General features: G+C 75.1%; 17 protein-coding genes. 6 read left to right on the top strand and 11 right to left on the bottom strand.

What is annotated here, in order from left to right; all coding sequences use genetic code 11:
* The first annotated feature begins 62 nt into the window (after nt 1-62).
* A complete protein-coding gene (locus tag ACFVS0_RS16870; RefSeq protein WP_430550476.1) occupies nt 63-1118 on the top strand; it encodes an LLM class F420-dependent oxidoreductase in 1056 nt (351 codons plus the stop codon).
* A gap of 3 nt (nt 1119-1121) precedes the next feature.
* Nucleotides 1122-1955: an alpha/beta fold hydrolase gene (locus tag ACFVS0_RS16865; protein ID WP_430588594.1), complete on the top strand. Its 834-nt coding sequence runs from the start codon at nt 1122-1124 to the stop codon at nt 1953-1955.
* 7 nt (nt 1956-1962) lie between these two features.
* Here the strand turns inward: ACFVS0_RS16865 and ACFVS0_RS16860 are convergent, their stop codons facing one another.
* A complete protein-coding gene (locus ACFVS0_RS16860; protein ID WP_429727874.1) occupies nt 1963-2313 on the bottom strand; it encodes a holo-ACP synthase in 351 nt (116 codons plus the stop codon).
* A gap of 81 nt (nt 2314-2394) precedes the next feature.
* On the opposite strand from ACFVS0_RS16860, the gene ACFVS0_RS16855 reads away from it, so the two are divergent.
* A complete protein-coding gene (locus ACFVS0_RS16855) occupies nt 2395-3216 on the top strand; it encodes an alpha/beta fold hydrolase (protein ID WP_430564253.1) in 822 nt (273 codons plus the stop codon).
* A 19-nt stretch (nt 3217-3235) separates the two neighbouring features.
* On the opposite strand, the gene ACFVS0_RS16850 is transcribed toward ACFVS0_RS16855, so the two are convergent.
* Nucleotides 3236-3583, bottom strand: coding sequence for a pyrophosphatase (locus ACFVS0_RS16850; RefSeq protein ID WP_430550480.1), 348 nt, complete (start codon nt 3581-3583; stop codon nt 3236-3238).
* Nucleotides 3584-3615: 32 nt separating this feature from the next.
* Nucleotides 3616-4173 (bottom strand): 2'-5' RNA ligase family protein, encoded by a 558-nt coding sequence (locus ACFVS0_RS16845; RefSeq protein ID WP_430588593.1) that lies wholly within the window; start codon nt 4171-4173, stop codon nt 3616-3618.
* A gap of 199 nt (nt 4174-4372) precedes the next feature.
* Between ACFVS0_RS16845 and coaA the strand changes: the two genes are divergently transcribed.
* Nucleotides 4373-5332 (top strand): type I pantothenate kinase, encoded by a 960-nt coding sequence (gene coaA, locus ACFVS0_RS16840; protein WP_430547513.1) that lies wholly within the window; start codon nt 4373-4375, stop codon nt 5330-5332.
* A gap of 13 nt (nt 5333-5345) precedes the next feature.
* On the opposite strand, the gene ACFVS0_RS16835 is transcribed toward coaA, so the two are convergent.
* The 6 genes from ACFVS0_RS16835 to ACFVS0_RS16810 form a co-directional block, all read right to left on the bottom strand.
* Nucleotides 5346-6032, bottom strand: coding sequence for a DedA family protein (locus ACFVS0_RS16835; RefSeq protein ID WP_430550482.1), 687 nt, complete (start codon nt 6030-6032; stop codon nt 5346-5348).
* A 144-nt stretch (nt 6033-6176) separates the two neighbouring features.
* Nucleotides 6177-6863 carry a peptide deformylase gene (locus ACFVS0_RS16830; protein ID WP_430588592.1) on the bottom strand — a complete coding sequence of 229 codons (687 nt, stop codon included), beginning with the start codon at nt 6861-6863 and terminating at the stop codon, nt 6177-6179.
* Nucleotides 6860-8224, bottom strand: a complete 1365-nt coding sequence (glmM, locus tag ACFVS0_RS16825; RefSeq protein ID WP_430550764.1) for a phosphoglucosamine mutase — start codon at nt 8222-8224, stop codon at nt 6860-6862. Before glmM ends, ACFVS0_RS16830 begins: the two co-directional genes overlap by 4 nt.
* 169 nt (nt 8225-8393) lie before the next feature.
* Nucleotides 8394-8882 carry a 30S ribosomal protein S9 gene (gene rpsI / locus ACFVS0_RS16820; RefSeq protein WP_380243297.1) on the bottom strand — a complete coding sequence of 163 codons (489 nt, stop codon included), beginning with the start codon at nt 8880-8882 and terminating at the stop codon, nt 8394-8396.
* Between the two features lie 32 nt (nt 8883-8914).
* The gene (gene rplM, locus ACFVS0_RS16815) at nt 8915-9364 is read right to left on the bottom strand and encodes a 50S ribosomal protein L13 (RefSeq protein WP_429764738.1); all 450 of its coding nucleotides are present in this window, start codon (nt 9362-9364) and stop codon (nt 8915-8917) included.
* A 244-nt stretch (nt 9365-9608) separates the two neighbouring features.
* Complete coding sequence (locus ACFVS0_RS16810; protein ID WP_430550484.1) at nt 9609-10208, bottom strand: DUF937 domain-containing protein; 600 nt, start codon at nt 10206-10208, stop codon at nt 9609-9611.
* A 136-nt stretch (nt 10209-10344) separates the two neighbouring features.
* On the opposite strand from ACFVS0_RS16810, the gene ACFVS0_RS16805 reads away from it, so the two are divergent.
* Complete coding sequence (locus tag ACFVS0_RS16805; RefSeq protein ID WP_430550485.1) at nt 10345-10758, top strand: DUF5709 domain-containing protein; 414 nt, start codon at nt 10345-10347, stop codon at nt 10756-10758.
* 32 nt (nt 10759-10790) lie between these two features.
* Here ACFVS0_RS16805 and truA read toward each other — a convergent pair whose 3' ends face one another.
* A complete protein-coding gene (gene truA, locus ACFVS0_RS16800; protein WP_430550486.1) occupies nt 10791-11693 on the bottom strand; it encodes a tRNA pseudouridine(38-40) synthase TruA in 903 nt (300 codons plus the stop codon).
* Nucleotides 11694-11723: 30 nt separating this feature from the next.
* Between truA and ACFVS0_RS16795 the strand changes: the two genes are divergently transcribed.
* Nucleotides 11724-12554 carry an ROK family protein gene (locus ACFVS0_RS16795; protein WP_430550487.1) on the top strand — a complete coding sequence of 277 codons (831 nt, stop codon included), beginning with the start codon at nt 11724-11726 and terminating at the stop codon, nt 12552-12554.
* Here the strand turns inward: ACFVS0_RS16795 and ACFVS0_RS16790 are convergent.
* The gene (locus tag ACFVS0_RS16790; RefSeq protein ID WP_430588591.1) at nt 12547-13362 is read right to left on the bottom strand and encodes an alpha/beta fold hydrolase; all 816 of its coding nucleotides are present in this window, start codon (nt 13360-13362) and stop codon (nt 12547-12549) included. The two genes, ACFVS0_RS16795 and ACFVS0_RS16790, sit on opposite strands and share 8 nt — an antisense overlap.
* Between the last annotated feature and the right edge of the window lie 145 nt (nt 13363-13507).

Here is a 13507-nt window from a genome sequence, read left to right as displayed (position 1 = left end):
ATCCTCCCGCGCGCCGCCGTGCCCCGCAGCGTCGCCGCAGGTCCGGGCATAGGCTCGGGCCCATGCGATTCGGACTCTTCATCCCGCAGGGCTGGCGCCACTCGCTCACCGACGTCCCCCCGGAGCAGCACTGGGAGACGATGCTGTCCCTGCTCCACTACGCCGACAACGCCGCGGCCGGCGAGCCGATCCCCGGCGGCCCCTGGGCCTGGGACTCGGTCTGGGTGTATGACCATTTTCATACGGTTCCGATCCCCAGCACCGAGGCGACGCACGAGGCGTGGACGCTGATGGCGGCGTTCGCGGCGGCGTCCCAGCGCGTGAAGCTGGGCCAGATGTGCACGTGCATGTCGTACCGCAACCCCGCCTACCTGGCGAAGGTCGCCTCGACGGTGGACGCGATCTCCGGCGGCCGCGCCCAGCTCGGCATCGGCGCCGGCTGGTACGAGCACGAGTGGCGCGCCTACGGGTACGGCTTCCCCCGCGCGGGCGAGCGCCTGCGCGCCCTGGACGAGGGTCTGCAGATCATCACCCAGATGTGGCGCACCGGGTCGTCCGGAAAGTTCGACGGCGAGCGCTACCAGGTGGACGGCGCGCTGTGCTACCCGCAGCCGCTGCAGCGGCTGCCGGTGGGCGACGGCGGCGCCGAGGTGCCGAGCATCCCGCTGTGGGTGGCGGGCGGCGGCGAGAAGAAGACGCTGCGCATCGCCGCGCGGTTCGCGCAGTACACGAACTTCGACGGCTCGCCCGAGGGCTTCGCCCACAAGTCGTCGATCCTCGAGCAGCACTGCCGCGACGTCGGTCGTGACTTCGGGGAGATCACCCGCTCGTCCGACTACAACGTGGTCATCGGGGAGAACCAGGCGGAGGTGGACGACCGCTTCGCCTGGATCGAGTCGCACTTCCGCAAGCACGCCCCCGGCGAGCGCGGCGAGCAGGAGATCGCGAACTGGCGCAACAGCCCTGTCGTCGGCACGCCCGAGCAGGTCGTCGAGAAGCTCGCGGCGCTGCGCGACCTCGGCATGACGTACGCCATCACGTACTTCCCCAACGCTGCCGGCGACCGCGACCAGATCGAGCTGTTCCAGCGGCAGGTCATCCCCGCCCTGCAGGACTGAGACGTGGGCTCGCGGCACGAGCTCGACCTCCCCGACGGCCGGCAGCTCGTCGTGCACGACGACGGCCCGCCGGCCGCCGACGCCGTCGTCTGGCACCACGGCTCGCCGCAGTCCGGCGAGCTGCTGCCCCCGGTCGTCGCCGCCGCCCGGGCGCGCGGGCTGCGGGCGGTCTCCGCGGCCCGCGCCGGGTACGGCGGGTCCACCCGTCGGCCCGGACGAACCGTCGCGGAGGCGGCGTCGGACGTGGCGTACGCCCTGGACGCCCTCGGCGTGGCCCGGTGCCTCGCCGTCGGCGCCTCGGGCGGTGCCCCGCACGCCCTGGCCCTCGCCGCGCTCCGGCCCGACGTGGTGTCCGGCGTGGTCACCCTTGCGGGCATCGCGCCGTACCCCGGCCCCGGCCGCGACGCCCTCTGGTTCGCCGGGATGGCCGACGACGGCGGCCTGCGCTCGGCCCTCGACGGCCCGTCCGCCCGCCAGCGGCACGCCGAGACCGCGGAGTTCGACGGGTCGAGCTTCACGGCCGACGACTACGCGACCCTCGCGGGGACGTGGGCGTCGCTCGGCGCCGACGCCTCCCGGTCCGGCGAGGCGTGGCCGGGCGGCCTGGTCGACGACGACCTCGCGTTCGTGCGGCCGTGGGGCGTGACGCTCGGCGACGTCACGGCGCCGGCCCTGGTCGTGCAGGGTGGCGCCGACCGGGTGGTGCCCCGGCACCACGCCGACCTGCTGGTCGAGGGCCTGCCCGCCGCGGAGCTGTGGCTGCGCCCGCGGGACGGCCACGTCAGCGTGCTCACCGCGCTGCCGGTCGCGTTCGACTGGTGGCGCTCCGCCGCCTGAGGGGCGGTCAGCCCTCCGCCACGACCATCGCGGACGCGATGCCGGCGTCGTGGGAGATGGACAGGTGCCAGGCCTTCACGCCCAGCTCGTCGGCGCGGGCCTGGACGGTGCCGCGCAGCTCGACCTCGGGCGGTCCGCCGACGGTGCGGTGCACCGTCGCGTCGTGCCAGTGCAGGTTCCCCGGGGCCCCGAGCGCCTTGGCGATGGCCTCCTTGGCCGCGAAGCGCGCCGCGAGGGACGACGCCGGCAGGTCGCGCTCGGCCTCGGTGAAGAGCTTCTCGCGCAGGCGCGGCACCCGCTCCACCGTCGCCATGAACCGGGCGACGTCCACCACGTCGATGCCCACGCCGATGATCATGGCCCACAGCCTAGGTCCGTCGGCGTCAGGGGCGACGGTGTCAGGACGACGGTGTCGGTGCCGGGACCTAGCGTGCCCGCCATGCCCGACCACCCCGCACCTCTGCACCATGTCGAGCGCGGCGCGCCCGCGGCGCCCGGCACGCCCACCATGGTGCTGCTGCACGGGTTCCCCGTGGACCACCGCCTCATGCTGACGCCGTTCGAGTCCGCCCTCGACGGGCGCCCGCGCTGGCGCCGCGTCTACCTGGACCTCCCGGGGATGGGCGCGAGCCCGCCGTCGGGCGTGGCGAGCACGGACGACGTCCTCGCGGTCGTGCGGGAGGCGATCGACCGCCTCGTCCCCGGCCCGTACGTCGTGGTGGGCGAGTCGTACGGCGGCTACCTGGCGCGGGGCTTGGTGGCCGCGGAGCCGGAGCGCGTCCACGGGCTCGCGCTCCTGTGCCCCCTGATCGTGCCGGAGCACGACCGGCGCGACGTCCCGCCGCACCGCGTGCTGGTCCGCGACGACGCGCTGCTGCGGGAGGTCGGCGCGGCGGCGCTCGACGCCGACGACGTCGGCGTCGTCCAGACGTCGGAGACCTGGCGGCGCACGCTGGCCGAGGTGACGCCCGGGCTGGAGGCCGCCGACCCGGCGACCGTCGCACGGGTCGGGGCCCGCTACGCCGGCACCTTCCCGGTCGAGCCGCGGCCCTACGACGGCCCCACGCTGATCCTCACCGGCCGTCAGGACTCCTCGACCGGCTACCGCGACGCCTGGCGGGTCCTCGAGCACTACCCGCGCGCGACGTTCGCCGTGCTGGACCGCGCTGGCCACAACCTGCAGATCGAGCAGCCCGCGCTGTTCGACGCCCTCGTGGGCGAGTGGCTCGACCGGGTCGAGGAGGCGGCGTCGGGCGACTAGGACCGCGAAGGGCCGGGCGTCAGACCTCCGGGCGGACCCCGGCCTCGTCCGCCGGCTCCACCAGGTGCCGCCACCGGAACCACTTGCGGTCGATCTCCGCCTCGAGGTCGACGTCGAACCGGCGCGCGACGAGCAGCACCTGCGCGAGCACGTCGGCGAGCTCGGCACGGAACGCCGCGTCCACCTCGCCGGCACCCGCCCCGCGGTCGCGCGACCGGCCGGACCGCGCGAGGTACGCCTGCGTGAGCTCCCCGACCTCCTCGTGCAGCTTGAGCACCAGCCAGTCGTCGGTGCGCGCGACGCCGAAACGCCGCTCGTACACCCGCGAGATGATCTCGACCTCGTCGCCCAGCTCCGTGAGTTCCACGCCCCCACCCTAGGGACGACGACCGCGCGCCGTCAGGTTCCGTCGGCCCCGGCGTCGGGGGCCAGGGGGAAGGCCGCCCGCCGCCGCCAGCGCTCGCCGTCGAACACCAGCAGCGCGACCTCGCGCACCGTCGTCCGGACCGGCAGGCGGGGCGCCACCGCGGCCTCGGCCTCGTCGAGGACCTCGGGCTCCTGGCCGTCCGCCACGGTGAGGTGCGGGACGACGTCGTCGAACGCTCCGCCGTACGGCGGGGCCCCGGGGAACCGCGCGGCCACCACGGCGAGCAGCGCCCGCCACGCGGGGTCCGGCCCCGGGACGAGGTACAGCACGCCGGGGAAGCGACCGCACCCGGCGAACGTCGCGTCGAACGCGGGGTGGGCCCCCACGACGTCGCGCAGGCCGTCGAGCACGGCGGCGTCGAGGGCCGCGACGGGCAGGAAGGGGAACAGCACGGTGACGTGCGCGGGCACGCCGTACGCGGCGGCCACGTCGAGGTCGCTCCGCAGCCCGCCGACCACGGGCTCGGCCTCGGGCACCACGACGACCAGCGCCGTCTGCCCGTCGGCGAACCGCTCGGACCCGTCGCTCATCGCCTCGGCGCTCCCCCTTGCCGGCACCGCGCCGCCCGCGGCGCACCGGGCGGCGAGCCTATCGGCGCGGACGTGCCGCGTCGCCCGATTTGCAGGTCGAACCCGTTGCTCGGGCAGAATCGTGCAGGTGGCACCGCAGTCCCCCGACACCGCACCCGGCACGACGCCGAGCCCCGCCCCCGGCGCGGCTCCCCCACCCCTGGGCGAGCACCTCACGCGCCTCGCGCCGGCGTCCCCGTACGTCGACCTCGACCGCGCGGCGTGGAGCCGCCTGTCGGCGTCGACGCCGCTGCCACTGACGGACGCCGACGTCGAGCGGCTGCGCGGCCTGGGCGACCCGATCGACCTCGCGGAGGTGGACGCCGTCTTCCGCCCGCTGTCGCGGCTGCTCAACCTGTACGTGGCGGCGAGCGCGGGCCTGCACCGCGCCACGTCGACGTTCCTGCACGAGGAGCCGCCCCGCACCCCGTACGTCATCGGCGTCGCGGGGTCGGTCGCCGTGGGCAAGTCGACGACGGCGCGCATCCTGCGCGAGATGATGGCGCGCTGGCCGGACACCCCGCACGTCGAGCTGATCACGACCGACGGCTTCCTGTACCCGAACGCGGAGCTGCAGCGGCGCGGCATCATGGACCGCAAGGGCTTCCCCGAGTCCTACGACCGGCGGGCCCTCATCCGGTTCCTGTCGCGCGTGAAGGCGGGGCAGGCCGAGGTGCGCGCCCCTGTGTACTCGCACGTCGTCTACGACATCGTGCCCGGCGAGGAGGTGGTGGTGCGCAAGCCGGACGTGCTCATCGTCGAGGGCCTCAACGTGCTGCAGCCGGCGCGGCCCTCCGCGATCGACGAGTCGACCGTGGCCGTGAGCGACTTCTTCGACTTCTCCATCTACGTCGACGCCCGCACGCGCAACATCCGCCAGTGGTACGTGGAGCGCTTCCTGCAGCTGCGCCGGACGGCGTTCAGCAGGCCGGAGTCGTACTTCCGGCGCTATGCGGACCTGTCCGACGCCGAGGCGACGGAGCGGGCGCTGTCCATCTGGGAGTCGATCAACGCGCCGAACCTGGAGCACAACGTGCTCCCCACCCGTGGGCGCGCCACCCTCGTGCTCACCAAGGGGTCGGACCACTCCGTGCAGCGGGTGCGGCTGCGCAAGCTCTGACCGACCGTCCGGGTCAGGCCGCCCGGCTCGTCGGCTCGGCGTCGGCCTCGTCGTCGGCCTCGTCGTCGGCGGGCACCGGCTGCGCCTTCGGCGGGCCCGCGACGCGCTGCACGACCTGGTCGACCAGGACCCCGAGCAGGATGCCGGCGACCACGCCGACGGCCATGGCGAGCAGCGTGTTGTGCCCGAGCCAGGAGGCCGCGGCGAGGCCGATGAGCATGGAGTAGATGCCCCACGTCACGGCGGCGATCCCCGAGTACAGCATGAACCGGTGGCGCGGATAGCCCACGGCGCCGGCGGTCATGTTGACCGCCACCCGCCCGATGGGCACGTACCGCGCGGCGAGGATGAACGACGCGCCGCGGTGCTCGAGCGCGTGCCGCGCCCAGTCGACGGCCTTGCGCCCGCGGGCCGAGCGCAGGAAGGCGAACCGCTCCGTGCCGACGGCACGGCCGATCTGGTAGGCGATCTGGTCGCCCGTCCAGGCGCCGGCGATGGCGAGGGCGAGGACGCCGGGAAGCCACGGCTCGCCCTCGGAGTGCGCGAGCACGGTGAGGGTGATGACCACGGACTCGCTGGGGATCGGGGGGAAGAACCCGTCGATCGTCGCGAAGACGTACATGGCCGGGTAGATCCACAAGGACGCGCCGAGGTCGAGGACCCAGCCCTCCAGCTGTGCCAGCATCGTCGACAGGTTCACCAGGTCGGTCCCTCGGTTCGTCGGCCGGGAGGTGGGCCTCCGGCGGTCGCACGACGCCGTGCGGCGTCACGGCACCAGCCTAGGCAGAACCAGGGCACCGGCTGCATGGGGAATTCCCCCGGTTCCACCCTGAGCGCCGAATGTTCACCCGAGATCCACGAACCCCGGGTCCACGGCGTTCCCGTACCGCAGCAGGTTCTCGTTCGAGGTGAGCGTCCGCAGCAGCGCGTGGTCCAGGTACAGCTCGCCCGCCAGGTGGTCCGTCTCGTGCTGCACGATGCGAGCGGGCCAGCCCGTCAGGACCTCGTCGATCGGCGCCCCGGCCTCGTCGCGGCCGGTGAGCCGCACGCGCCGGTGCCGCGCGACGACGGCCTGCCAGCCGTGCACCGACAGGCAGCCCTCGTGGAACGCGGCCCGCTCCGGCTCCCCGTCGGGGCCCGGCAGCGGCTCGTACGCCGGGTCGAGCAGCACCCGGTAGGGCAGCGGCGACCGCTCCCGCGGGTCGTCGGCGCCGGCGCCGGCGCCGGCGTCCTCCACCACGGCGATCGCCAGTCCGATCCCGACCTGCGGCGCGGCGAGCCCCACGCCGGGCGCGGCGTGCATGGTGCGGCGCATCGCCTCGAGCAGCCGCGGCAGCGCGTCGCCGAGCTGCCCCGTGTACGGGGCCGCGGGGGCCCGCAGCACCGGCGCACCGGCCTGCACGATCGGCAGCAGGCCGGTGCCCGGCCCGTCCGCCGCCGCGTCCGCGCGGTCCAGCAGGTCGACGACGGCGGCCCGCAGGCCCTCGTCCACGCCCGCCGCGTGGCGGTCGGCCGAGGCGCCGTCGGTCACAGGGCCAGCCGGTCGCGCACGACGGCGGCGAGCGTGTCCGCCACGCCGTCGGCCTGCGTCTGGGTGGCCGCCTCGACCATGACCCGCACGAGGGGCTCGGTGCCCGACGGGCGCAGCAGCACGCGGCCCGTCTCCCCCAGCAGCGCCTCCGCGCTCTCGATCGCGGCGCGCACGCCCTCGTCGTCGCCCGCGCGGGCCTTGTCCACGCCCTTGACGTTGACGAGCGTCTGCGGGAGGCGGGGGACGTCGGCGGCGAGGTCGGCCAGGCGCCGACCGGTCGCCTTCACGCGCGCGGCGAGGTGCAGCGCGGTGAGGACGCCGTCGCCGGTCGTGGCGTGGTCGGCGAGGATGATGTGGCCCGACTGCTCGCCGCCGAGCCCGTACCCGTGCGCCCGCATCTCCTCGAGCACGTACCGGTCGCCCACGCCCGTCTGGATCGTGGTGATGCCTGACTCGCGCATCGCGAGCAGGAGGCCCAGGTTGCTCATCACGGTGACGACCAGCGTGTCCGACGGCAGCCGGCCCTCGTCCTTGAGCGCGCGGGCCAGGATCCCGAGGATCTGGTCGCCGTCCACCAGCACGCCCCCGTGGTCGACGGCGAGGCAGCGGTCGGCGTCGCCGTCGAACGCGACGCCGAAGTCGGCCTCCGCGGCCACGACGACGGCCTGCAGCTGCTCCGGGTGGGTGGAGCCGGCCTTCTCGTTGATGTTGCGGCCGTCGGGGCTCGCGTTGATGACGACGACGTCGGCCCCCGCCTCGCGCAGCGCCTCCGGACCGACCTGGCTCGCGGCGCCGTTCGCGGCGTCCACGGCGATGCGCAGGCCCTCCAGCGGGCGGACGTCCGGGGTGGTCCCGATGCTCGCCACGAGGTGCTCGACGTACTGCTGCGCGGCGATGCCGGTGTCGGAGCGCATGCGGCCGACGTCGGCGCCGATCGGCCGCTCCCAGTCCTGGCCGAGACGCGCCTCGATCTCGTCCTCGACGTGGTCGGCCAGCTTGAGGCCGCCGCGCGCGAAGAACTTGATGCCGTTGTCCGGCATCGCGTTGTGGGACGCGGAGATCATCACGCCGAGGTCCATGTCCATCGCCCCCACGAGGTGGGCCAGCGCCGGGGTGGGCAGCACGCCCAGGTTGACCACGTCCACGCCGGAGCTGGCGAGGCCGGCGCCGACCGCGGCGGACAGGAACTCCCCGGACACGCGCGGGTCTCGCCCCACGACGGCGCGCGGGCGGTGGCCGGCGAAGTCGCCCGACGTGCCGAGCACGTGGGCCGCCGCGCTGCCGAGCCCGAGGGCCAGGTCCGCGGTGACGTCCCGGTTGGCGAGCCCACGGACCCCGTCGGTGCCGAACAGTCGCACGATGTCTCCTCCTCCGGGCGCGGCGGTGGATCCGCACGCACACCCCACGGCGCCCCCGCGGACGCCGCACCGATCGTAGCCGGACATGAGGACGGCCCCGCCGGAAGAGTTCCGACGGGGCCGTCCGTGACGCTGACGCTCCTGTCGATGCCCGAAGGCCAGGAGCGCTCGATCAGCGCTTCGAGTACTGCGGCGCCTTGCGCGCCTTCTTGAGACCGGCCTTCTTGGACTCGACCGCACGCGGGTCACGCGTGAGGTAGCCGGCCTTCTTCAGCGCGGGGCGGTTCGCCTCGGAGTCGATCGCGTTGAGCGCGCGGGCGATGCCCAGGCGCACCGCACCGGCCTGGCCCGAGGGGCCGCCGCCGGTGATGCGGACGATGACGTCGAAGCGGCCCTCGACCTCGACCAGCTTCAGCGGCGAGTTCACGAGCTGCTGGTGCACCTTGTTCGGGAAGTAGTCCTCGAGGGTGCGACCGTTGATCTTCCACGTCCCGGTGCCGGGGACGAGGCGCACGCGCGCCACGGCCTCCTTACGGCGACCGACGGCCGCGCCGGGAGCGGTGATGGACTGGCCGCCGTCCGCGACGGGCGCGGCGGACTCAGAGGTGTAGGTGCTGGGCGTGTTCTCGTCCAGCTCGGTGTCGACGGTGGTCTCGGCCACTGTGAATCCTTCGCTTTGCATCCGGCAGCGGCTCAGGCCTGCTGCGAAACCTGGGTGATCTCGAACTGCTTGGGCTGCTGCGCCGCGTGCGGGTGCTCCGCGCCGCGGTAGACCTTCAGCTTGCCCAGCTGGTCGCGACCGAGGGACGTCTTCGGGAGCATGCCGCGCACGGCCTTCTCCACTGCCCGCTCGGGGTTCTTCTCGAGAAGCTCGCCGTAGTTGACCGAGCGGAGACCACCCGGGTAGCCGGAGTGGCGGTAGGCCAGCTTGGTCTCCCGCTTGTTGCCGCTCAGGGCGACCTTGTCCGCGTTGATGACGATGACGAAGTCACCGCCGTCGACGTGCGGGGCGAAGGTCGGCTTGTGCTTCCCGCGCAGGAGGGTGGCGACCTGGCTCGCCAGGCGGCCGAGGACGACGTCGGTCGCGTCGACGACGTACCAGTCGCGCTGGACGTCGCCGGGCTTGGGGGTGTAAGTACGCACGGTTGCGTCACCTTTTCGTGTTCGGTGTCGTCGGGCGAGAAGCAGCGCCCGATGAGTCAGGTGTTGTGCGCGGGTGCTCCGGTGGCGTCCTGGCCGAGGCATCGTCGGTGCGAGTGGGCGCGCTGACGACGCGGGACGCCGGAGGCATAGCACAACGACGAGCCAGTTTAGCGGTCGCCCTGCACACGGGTCAAAGCGACGCCGGTCACGCCGGCACCGGGGTCCGACGACACCGGGGACGGTCTCAGCGACGCCCGCCGCCGAGCAGCCCGCCCAGGCTGCCGAGCAGCCCGCCGACGTCGAGACCGCCGGCCGACCCGCCGCCGCCGAGCAGCCCGCCGAGGAGGTCGCCGAGGCCACCGCCGGCCGAGCCCTCGGCAGGCTCGCCCGACGCGGTCGCCTGACCGCCGCCGAGCTTTTTCGACAGGAAGGACAGGGCGAGCGGTGCGAGGATCGGGAGCAGCTTCTGCAGGACCCCCGAGTCCGTGCCCGCCGCCCCGGACAGCTGCGCGACCACCTGGTCCTTGTTCGCGCCGAACACGTGGTCCACGATCTTCTCGCCGTCCGCCGTGTCGACCTGGGCGACGTCGATCCCGCCCTCGACCAGGCCGGGGTCGTGCTGGGAGAGGGCACCCGCCAGCGACGCCGCGCCGGCCGGGTCGTCGGCGTTCGCCTTGAGGCCGCCGAAGAGCGCGGGCAGCGCCCCGCCGACGGCCCGCTGGGCCTGCTCGGCGTCGACGCCGAGCTGTCCGGCGATCTGGTCGATCGGGATCTCGGCGAGCAGGTCGTCGATGGACGCGCCCGCCGCTCCACCGGACGCTGCACCGGGCATGGAAGCAGGCATGGAGGGCTCCTCGTCGTGCCGCGCCCGTCGGGCGCACCTGCCGGTCACGCTAACGGGCGCGGGCGGCCTCGCAACCGCACGGTCCGGCCCGGCCGCCCTCGTTGCAGCGGCACCGCCGCGGGTGCACCGTGGTGACATGACCCAGGAGACACCCGGCACCTCCCCGGACCCCGAGACCGGCGCCGAGGGCGACGAGGACCAGCTGCCCCAGGAGGACACGCTCCTCGATCCCGACCTCGACGACGTCCTCGACGAGGGCTACTCCCCGCTGGAGCGGTCGCGGTCGAACCACTGGGGCGAGACGGCGTGGGAGGAGTCCGCCGGCGAGCCCTTGGACCAGCGCCTCGCCGAGGAGCAGCCGGACGTCTGGGAACGCGACCCGCTGGATCGCCCGGACACGACCCGTGCCGGTCGGCTCGCGGAGGACCCCTTCGCCGACCCCGGGGAGGACGGCGACCGCGAGAACGACGTCTACGGCGAGGACGCCGGCATCGACGGCGCGGGTGCCAGCGCCGAGGAGGCCGCCGTCCACTGGGTGGAGGAACCGTAGCGTCGACGAGCCGCCGCCGGGGCCCCTCGGGCTCAGCCGGCGTCGACCTCGCCCGGGTCCCGCCGGGCGCGGACGCGCTCGGCGCGCGCGGCGAGCTCGTCGTCGTCCGGGTAGGCGACCCGCTCGAGAGTCAGCCCCCGGGCCGCGACGACGCCGGACGCCGCGGAGCGGGACCGCCCCGCCAGCACCGCGGCGGGCTCGTCCGGGCCGCGGCGCCCCTCCCCCACGGCCAGCGACATGCCGACCAGCGCGCGCACCATCGAGTGGCAGAACGCGTCGGCCTGCACGGTCGCGACGACGAGCCCGGCGTCCGGCCCGTCCGCGGGGCGGTCCCACGACAGGTGCGTGAGCTCGCGGATGGTCGTGGCGCCCTCGCGGGGCTTGCAGAAGGCCGCGAAGTCGTGCAGCCCGACCAACGGCTGCATCGCCCGGTGCATCGCCTCGACGTCGAGCGGGCGGCGGTGCCAGAGCACCCAGTCACGACGCAGCGGGTCGCGCAGGTCCGGGCGGTCGGCCACCCGGTAGGCGTAGCGGCGGTGCAGCGCGGAGAACCGCGCGTCGAACCCCGCCGGTGCCACCGCGGCCCGGTGCACGACGACGTCGGGCGGCAGGACGCCGGCCAGCCGGTCGGCGAGGGCGACGCCGGGCTCCCGGTCGGACCGCCCGGGCATCTCCGCCCAACGCTCGCGCGACACGTCGACGTGCGCCACCTGGCCGCGGGCGTGCACCCCCGCGTCGGTCCTCCCCGCCACCGTCAGCCGCGGGCGGGGCAGGCCGAGGGGTCCGGTCCGCAGCACGGTCGCGAGGGCGTCCTCCAGCACCCCCTGCACGGTGCGCAGCCGCGGCTGGGTGGCCCAGCCCGCGAAGTGGGTGCCGTCGTAGGCGAGGTCGAGCCGCACCCGGAGGGCGTCGGCGGGAGGTGTCGGCGTGCTCACGGACCCATTGTGGCCGGATGATGTCCCGTGATGGTCGACCCAGGCGCCACGGCGCGCACCCCCGAACCCGGCCCCGGCGGCGGTACCTCCCGAGCGCCCGCGCCCTCCGACGTGCTCACCCTCGCCGTCGACTGCGGCGGCGGGGGCATCAAGGCGGCGGTGCTGGACTCCGCGGGCACCGCGCACGCGTCGCCTGTGCGCGTCCCCACCCCCTACCCGCTGCCCCCGAGCCTGCTCCTGGACACCGTGGCAGGCATCGCGGAGCGTCTCCCCGCCGCGCACCGGGTCACCCTCGGGATGCCGGGCATGATCCGCCACGGCGTGGTCGTCCACACCCCGCACTACGTCACCCGCTCGGGCCCCCGCTCGCGGGTGCTGCCCGAGCTCGTGGAGGCGTGGGCCAGCTTCGACGTCCGCGGCGCGCTCGCCCGACGGCTCGGCGTGCCGGCCCTCGTGCTCAACGATGCCGAGGTGCACGGCGCCGGCGTCGTCGCGGGCTCCGGGGTCGAGCTGGTGCTCACCCTCGGCACCGGGTTGGGGTCGGCGCTGTTCGACGGCGGTCTGCTCGCCCCGCACCTGGAGTGGTCGCACGCCCCCGTGCGCCGCGGCGCGACGTACGACCAGTACGTCGGCGAGCCGGAGCGACGGCGGCTGGGCGACGGGCTGTGGTCGCGGCGGGTCGTCGCGACGGTCGACGGGCTGCGCCCGGTGTTCCGCTGGGACCGCTTGTACCTGGGCGGCGGCAACTCCCGCCGCATCACGCCGGCCGCCCTCGACCGCCTGGGCGACGACGTCGTGGTCGTCCCCAACTCCGCCGCGCTCGTCGGGGGTGCGCGGGCGTGGGACCTGACGCTCACCTGACCGGCGCCGGCGGTCCCGCTCGGACGACGGGTGCCGCGTTGCGGTCCACCTCCGCCGCGGCCACGACCGCCTCGGCCTCGAGGAGGGCCCGGGTGAAGGCGACCGGGGCGTCGAGGCTGACGAGGTGGCGGGCGTGCGGCACCACGACCAGCCGGGCCGGCGCGCCGCCGGCCCGGGCCGCGGCGACGAACGCGCGCTCCTGCCCGCGGAAGTGGTCGTAGCGCCCGTTGACGAACCACACGGGGCTGCTCGCGGCCGCGAGGGCGCCGAGCGTGTCGGTCGGGCCCACCTCCCGCAGCACCTCGGTCATGGCGCGCAGGGCGTACCCGCCGGCCCCCAGGTCCTCCGCCCCTTCGCCGTCGAGGGCGAGGCGGACGAACGTGTCGTTCAGCCGGGCGCCCTGGTCGGGCCAGCCCTCGATCCACCGGGCGAGCGACAGCCACGCCGGGCGCAGCGACGACGACGACACCGTGCAGCAGGACGCGGCGACGAGGCCGGCGCACTGCCCGGGACGGCGTGCGCGGTGCTCGATGGCGACGTAGCCGCCGAGGGACAGGCCCGCCACGATGGCGCGCCCGCCCAGCGCGTCGACGTCGCGGCGCACCGCCTCCACCGCGCCGTCGAGGGTGAACGGCTCGCCCCGGCGCGTGCCGTGGCCCGGCAGGTCCGTCGCGACGGCGGGGACCCCGGCGCGCCCCAGCGCCTCGAGCTGGCGCCGCCACATGGTCGCGGACGTGCGGGAGCCGTGCACGAGCACCACCGGCACGGGCGGGAGGGAGCGGGACGGCGTCTCGGGGCGGGCGACCATGATCCCCAGCCTAGGAACGACGAGGCCCCGCGCCACCTCTCGGGGGGGGGGGGGGGGCTGTGTCGCCCCCGGGGGGAGGGGGGGGAGGGGGTCTTTTTTTTCTCCCCCCCCCCCCCCCCCCCCAAAACCCCCCCCCCCCCTGCCT

The sequence above is a fragment of the Isoptericola sp. NPDC058082 genome (genome assembly GCF_042885055.1).
In the GTDB taxonomy this organism is placed as follows: domain Bacteria; phylum Actinomycetota; class Actinomycetes; order Actinomycetales; family Cellulomonadaceae; genus Isoptericola.
Note: the sequence above shows the minus strand (reverse complement) of the source record. Positions and strands in the feature narration are given on the sequence as shown.

Coding starts and splice junctions, on each gene's coding strand:
- ACFVS0_RS16810 (WP_430550484.1), bottom strand. CDS start 10,208: ATGCCTGCTTCCATGCCCGGTGCAGCGTCCGGTGGAGCGGCGGGCGCG.
- ACFVS0_RS16870 (WP_430550476.1), top strand. CDS start 63: ATGCGATTCGGACTCTTCATCCCGCAGGGCTGGCGCCACTCGCTCACC.
- ACFVS0_RS16805 (WP_430550485.1), top strand. CDS start 10,345: ATGACCCAGGAGACACCCGGCACCTCCCCGGACCCCGAGACCGGCGCC.
- ACFVS0_RS16860 (WP_429727874.1), bottom strand. CDS start 2,313: ATGATCATCGGCGTGGGCATCGACGTGGTGGACGTCGCCCGGTTCATG.
- ACFVS0_RS16790 (WP_430588591.1), bottom strand. CDS start 13,362: ATGGTCGCCCGCCCCGAGACGCCGTCCCGCTCCCTCCCGCCCGTGCCG.
- ACFVS0_RS16795 (WP_430550487.1), top strand. CDS start 11,724: ATGGTCGACCCAGGCGCCACGGCGCGCACCCCCGAACCCGGCCCCGGC.
- ACFVS0_RS16845 (WP_430588593.1), bottom strand. CDS start 4,173: ATGAGCGACGGGTCCGAGCGGTTCGCCGACGGGCAGACGGCGCTGGTC.
- ACFVS0_RS16855 (WP_430564253.1), top strand. CDS start 2,395: ATGCCCGACCACCCCGCACCTCTGCACCATGTCGAGCGCGGCGCGCCC.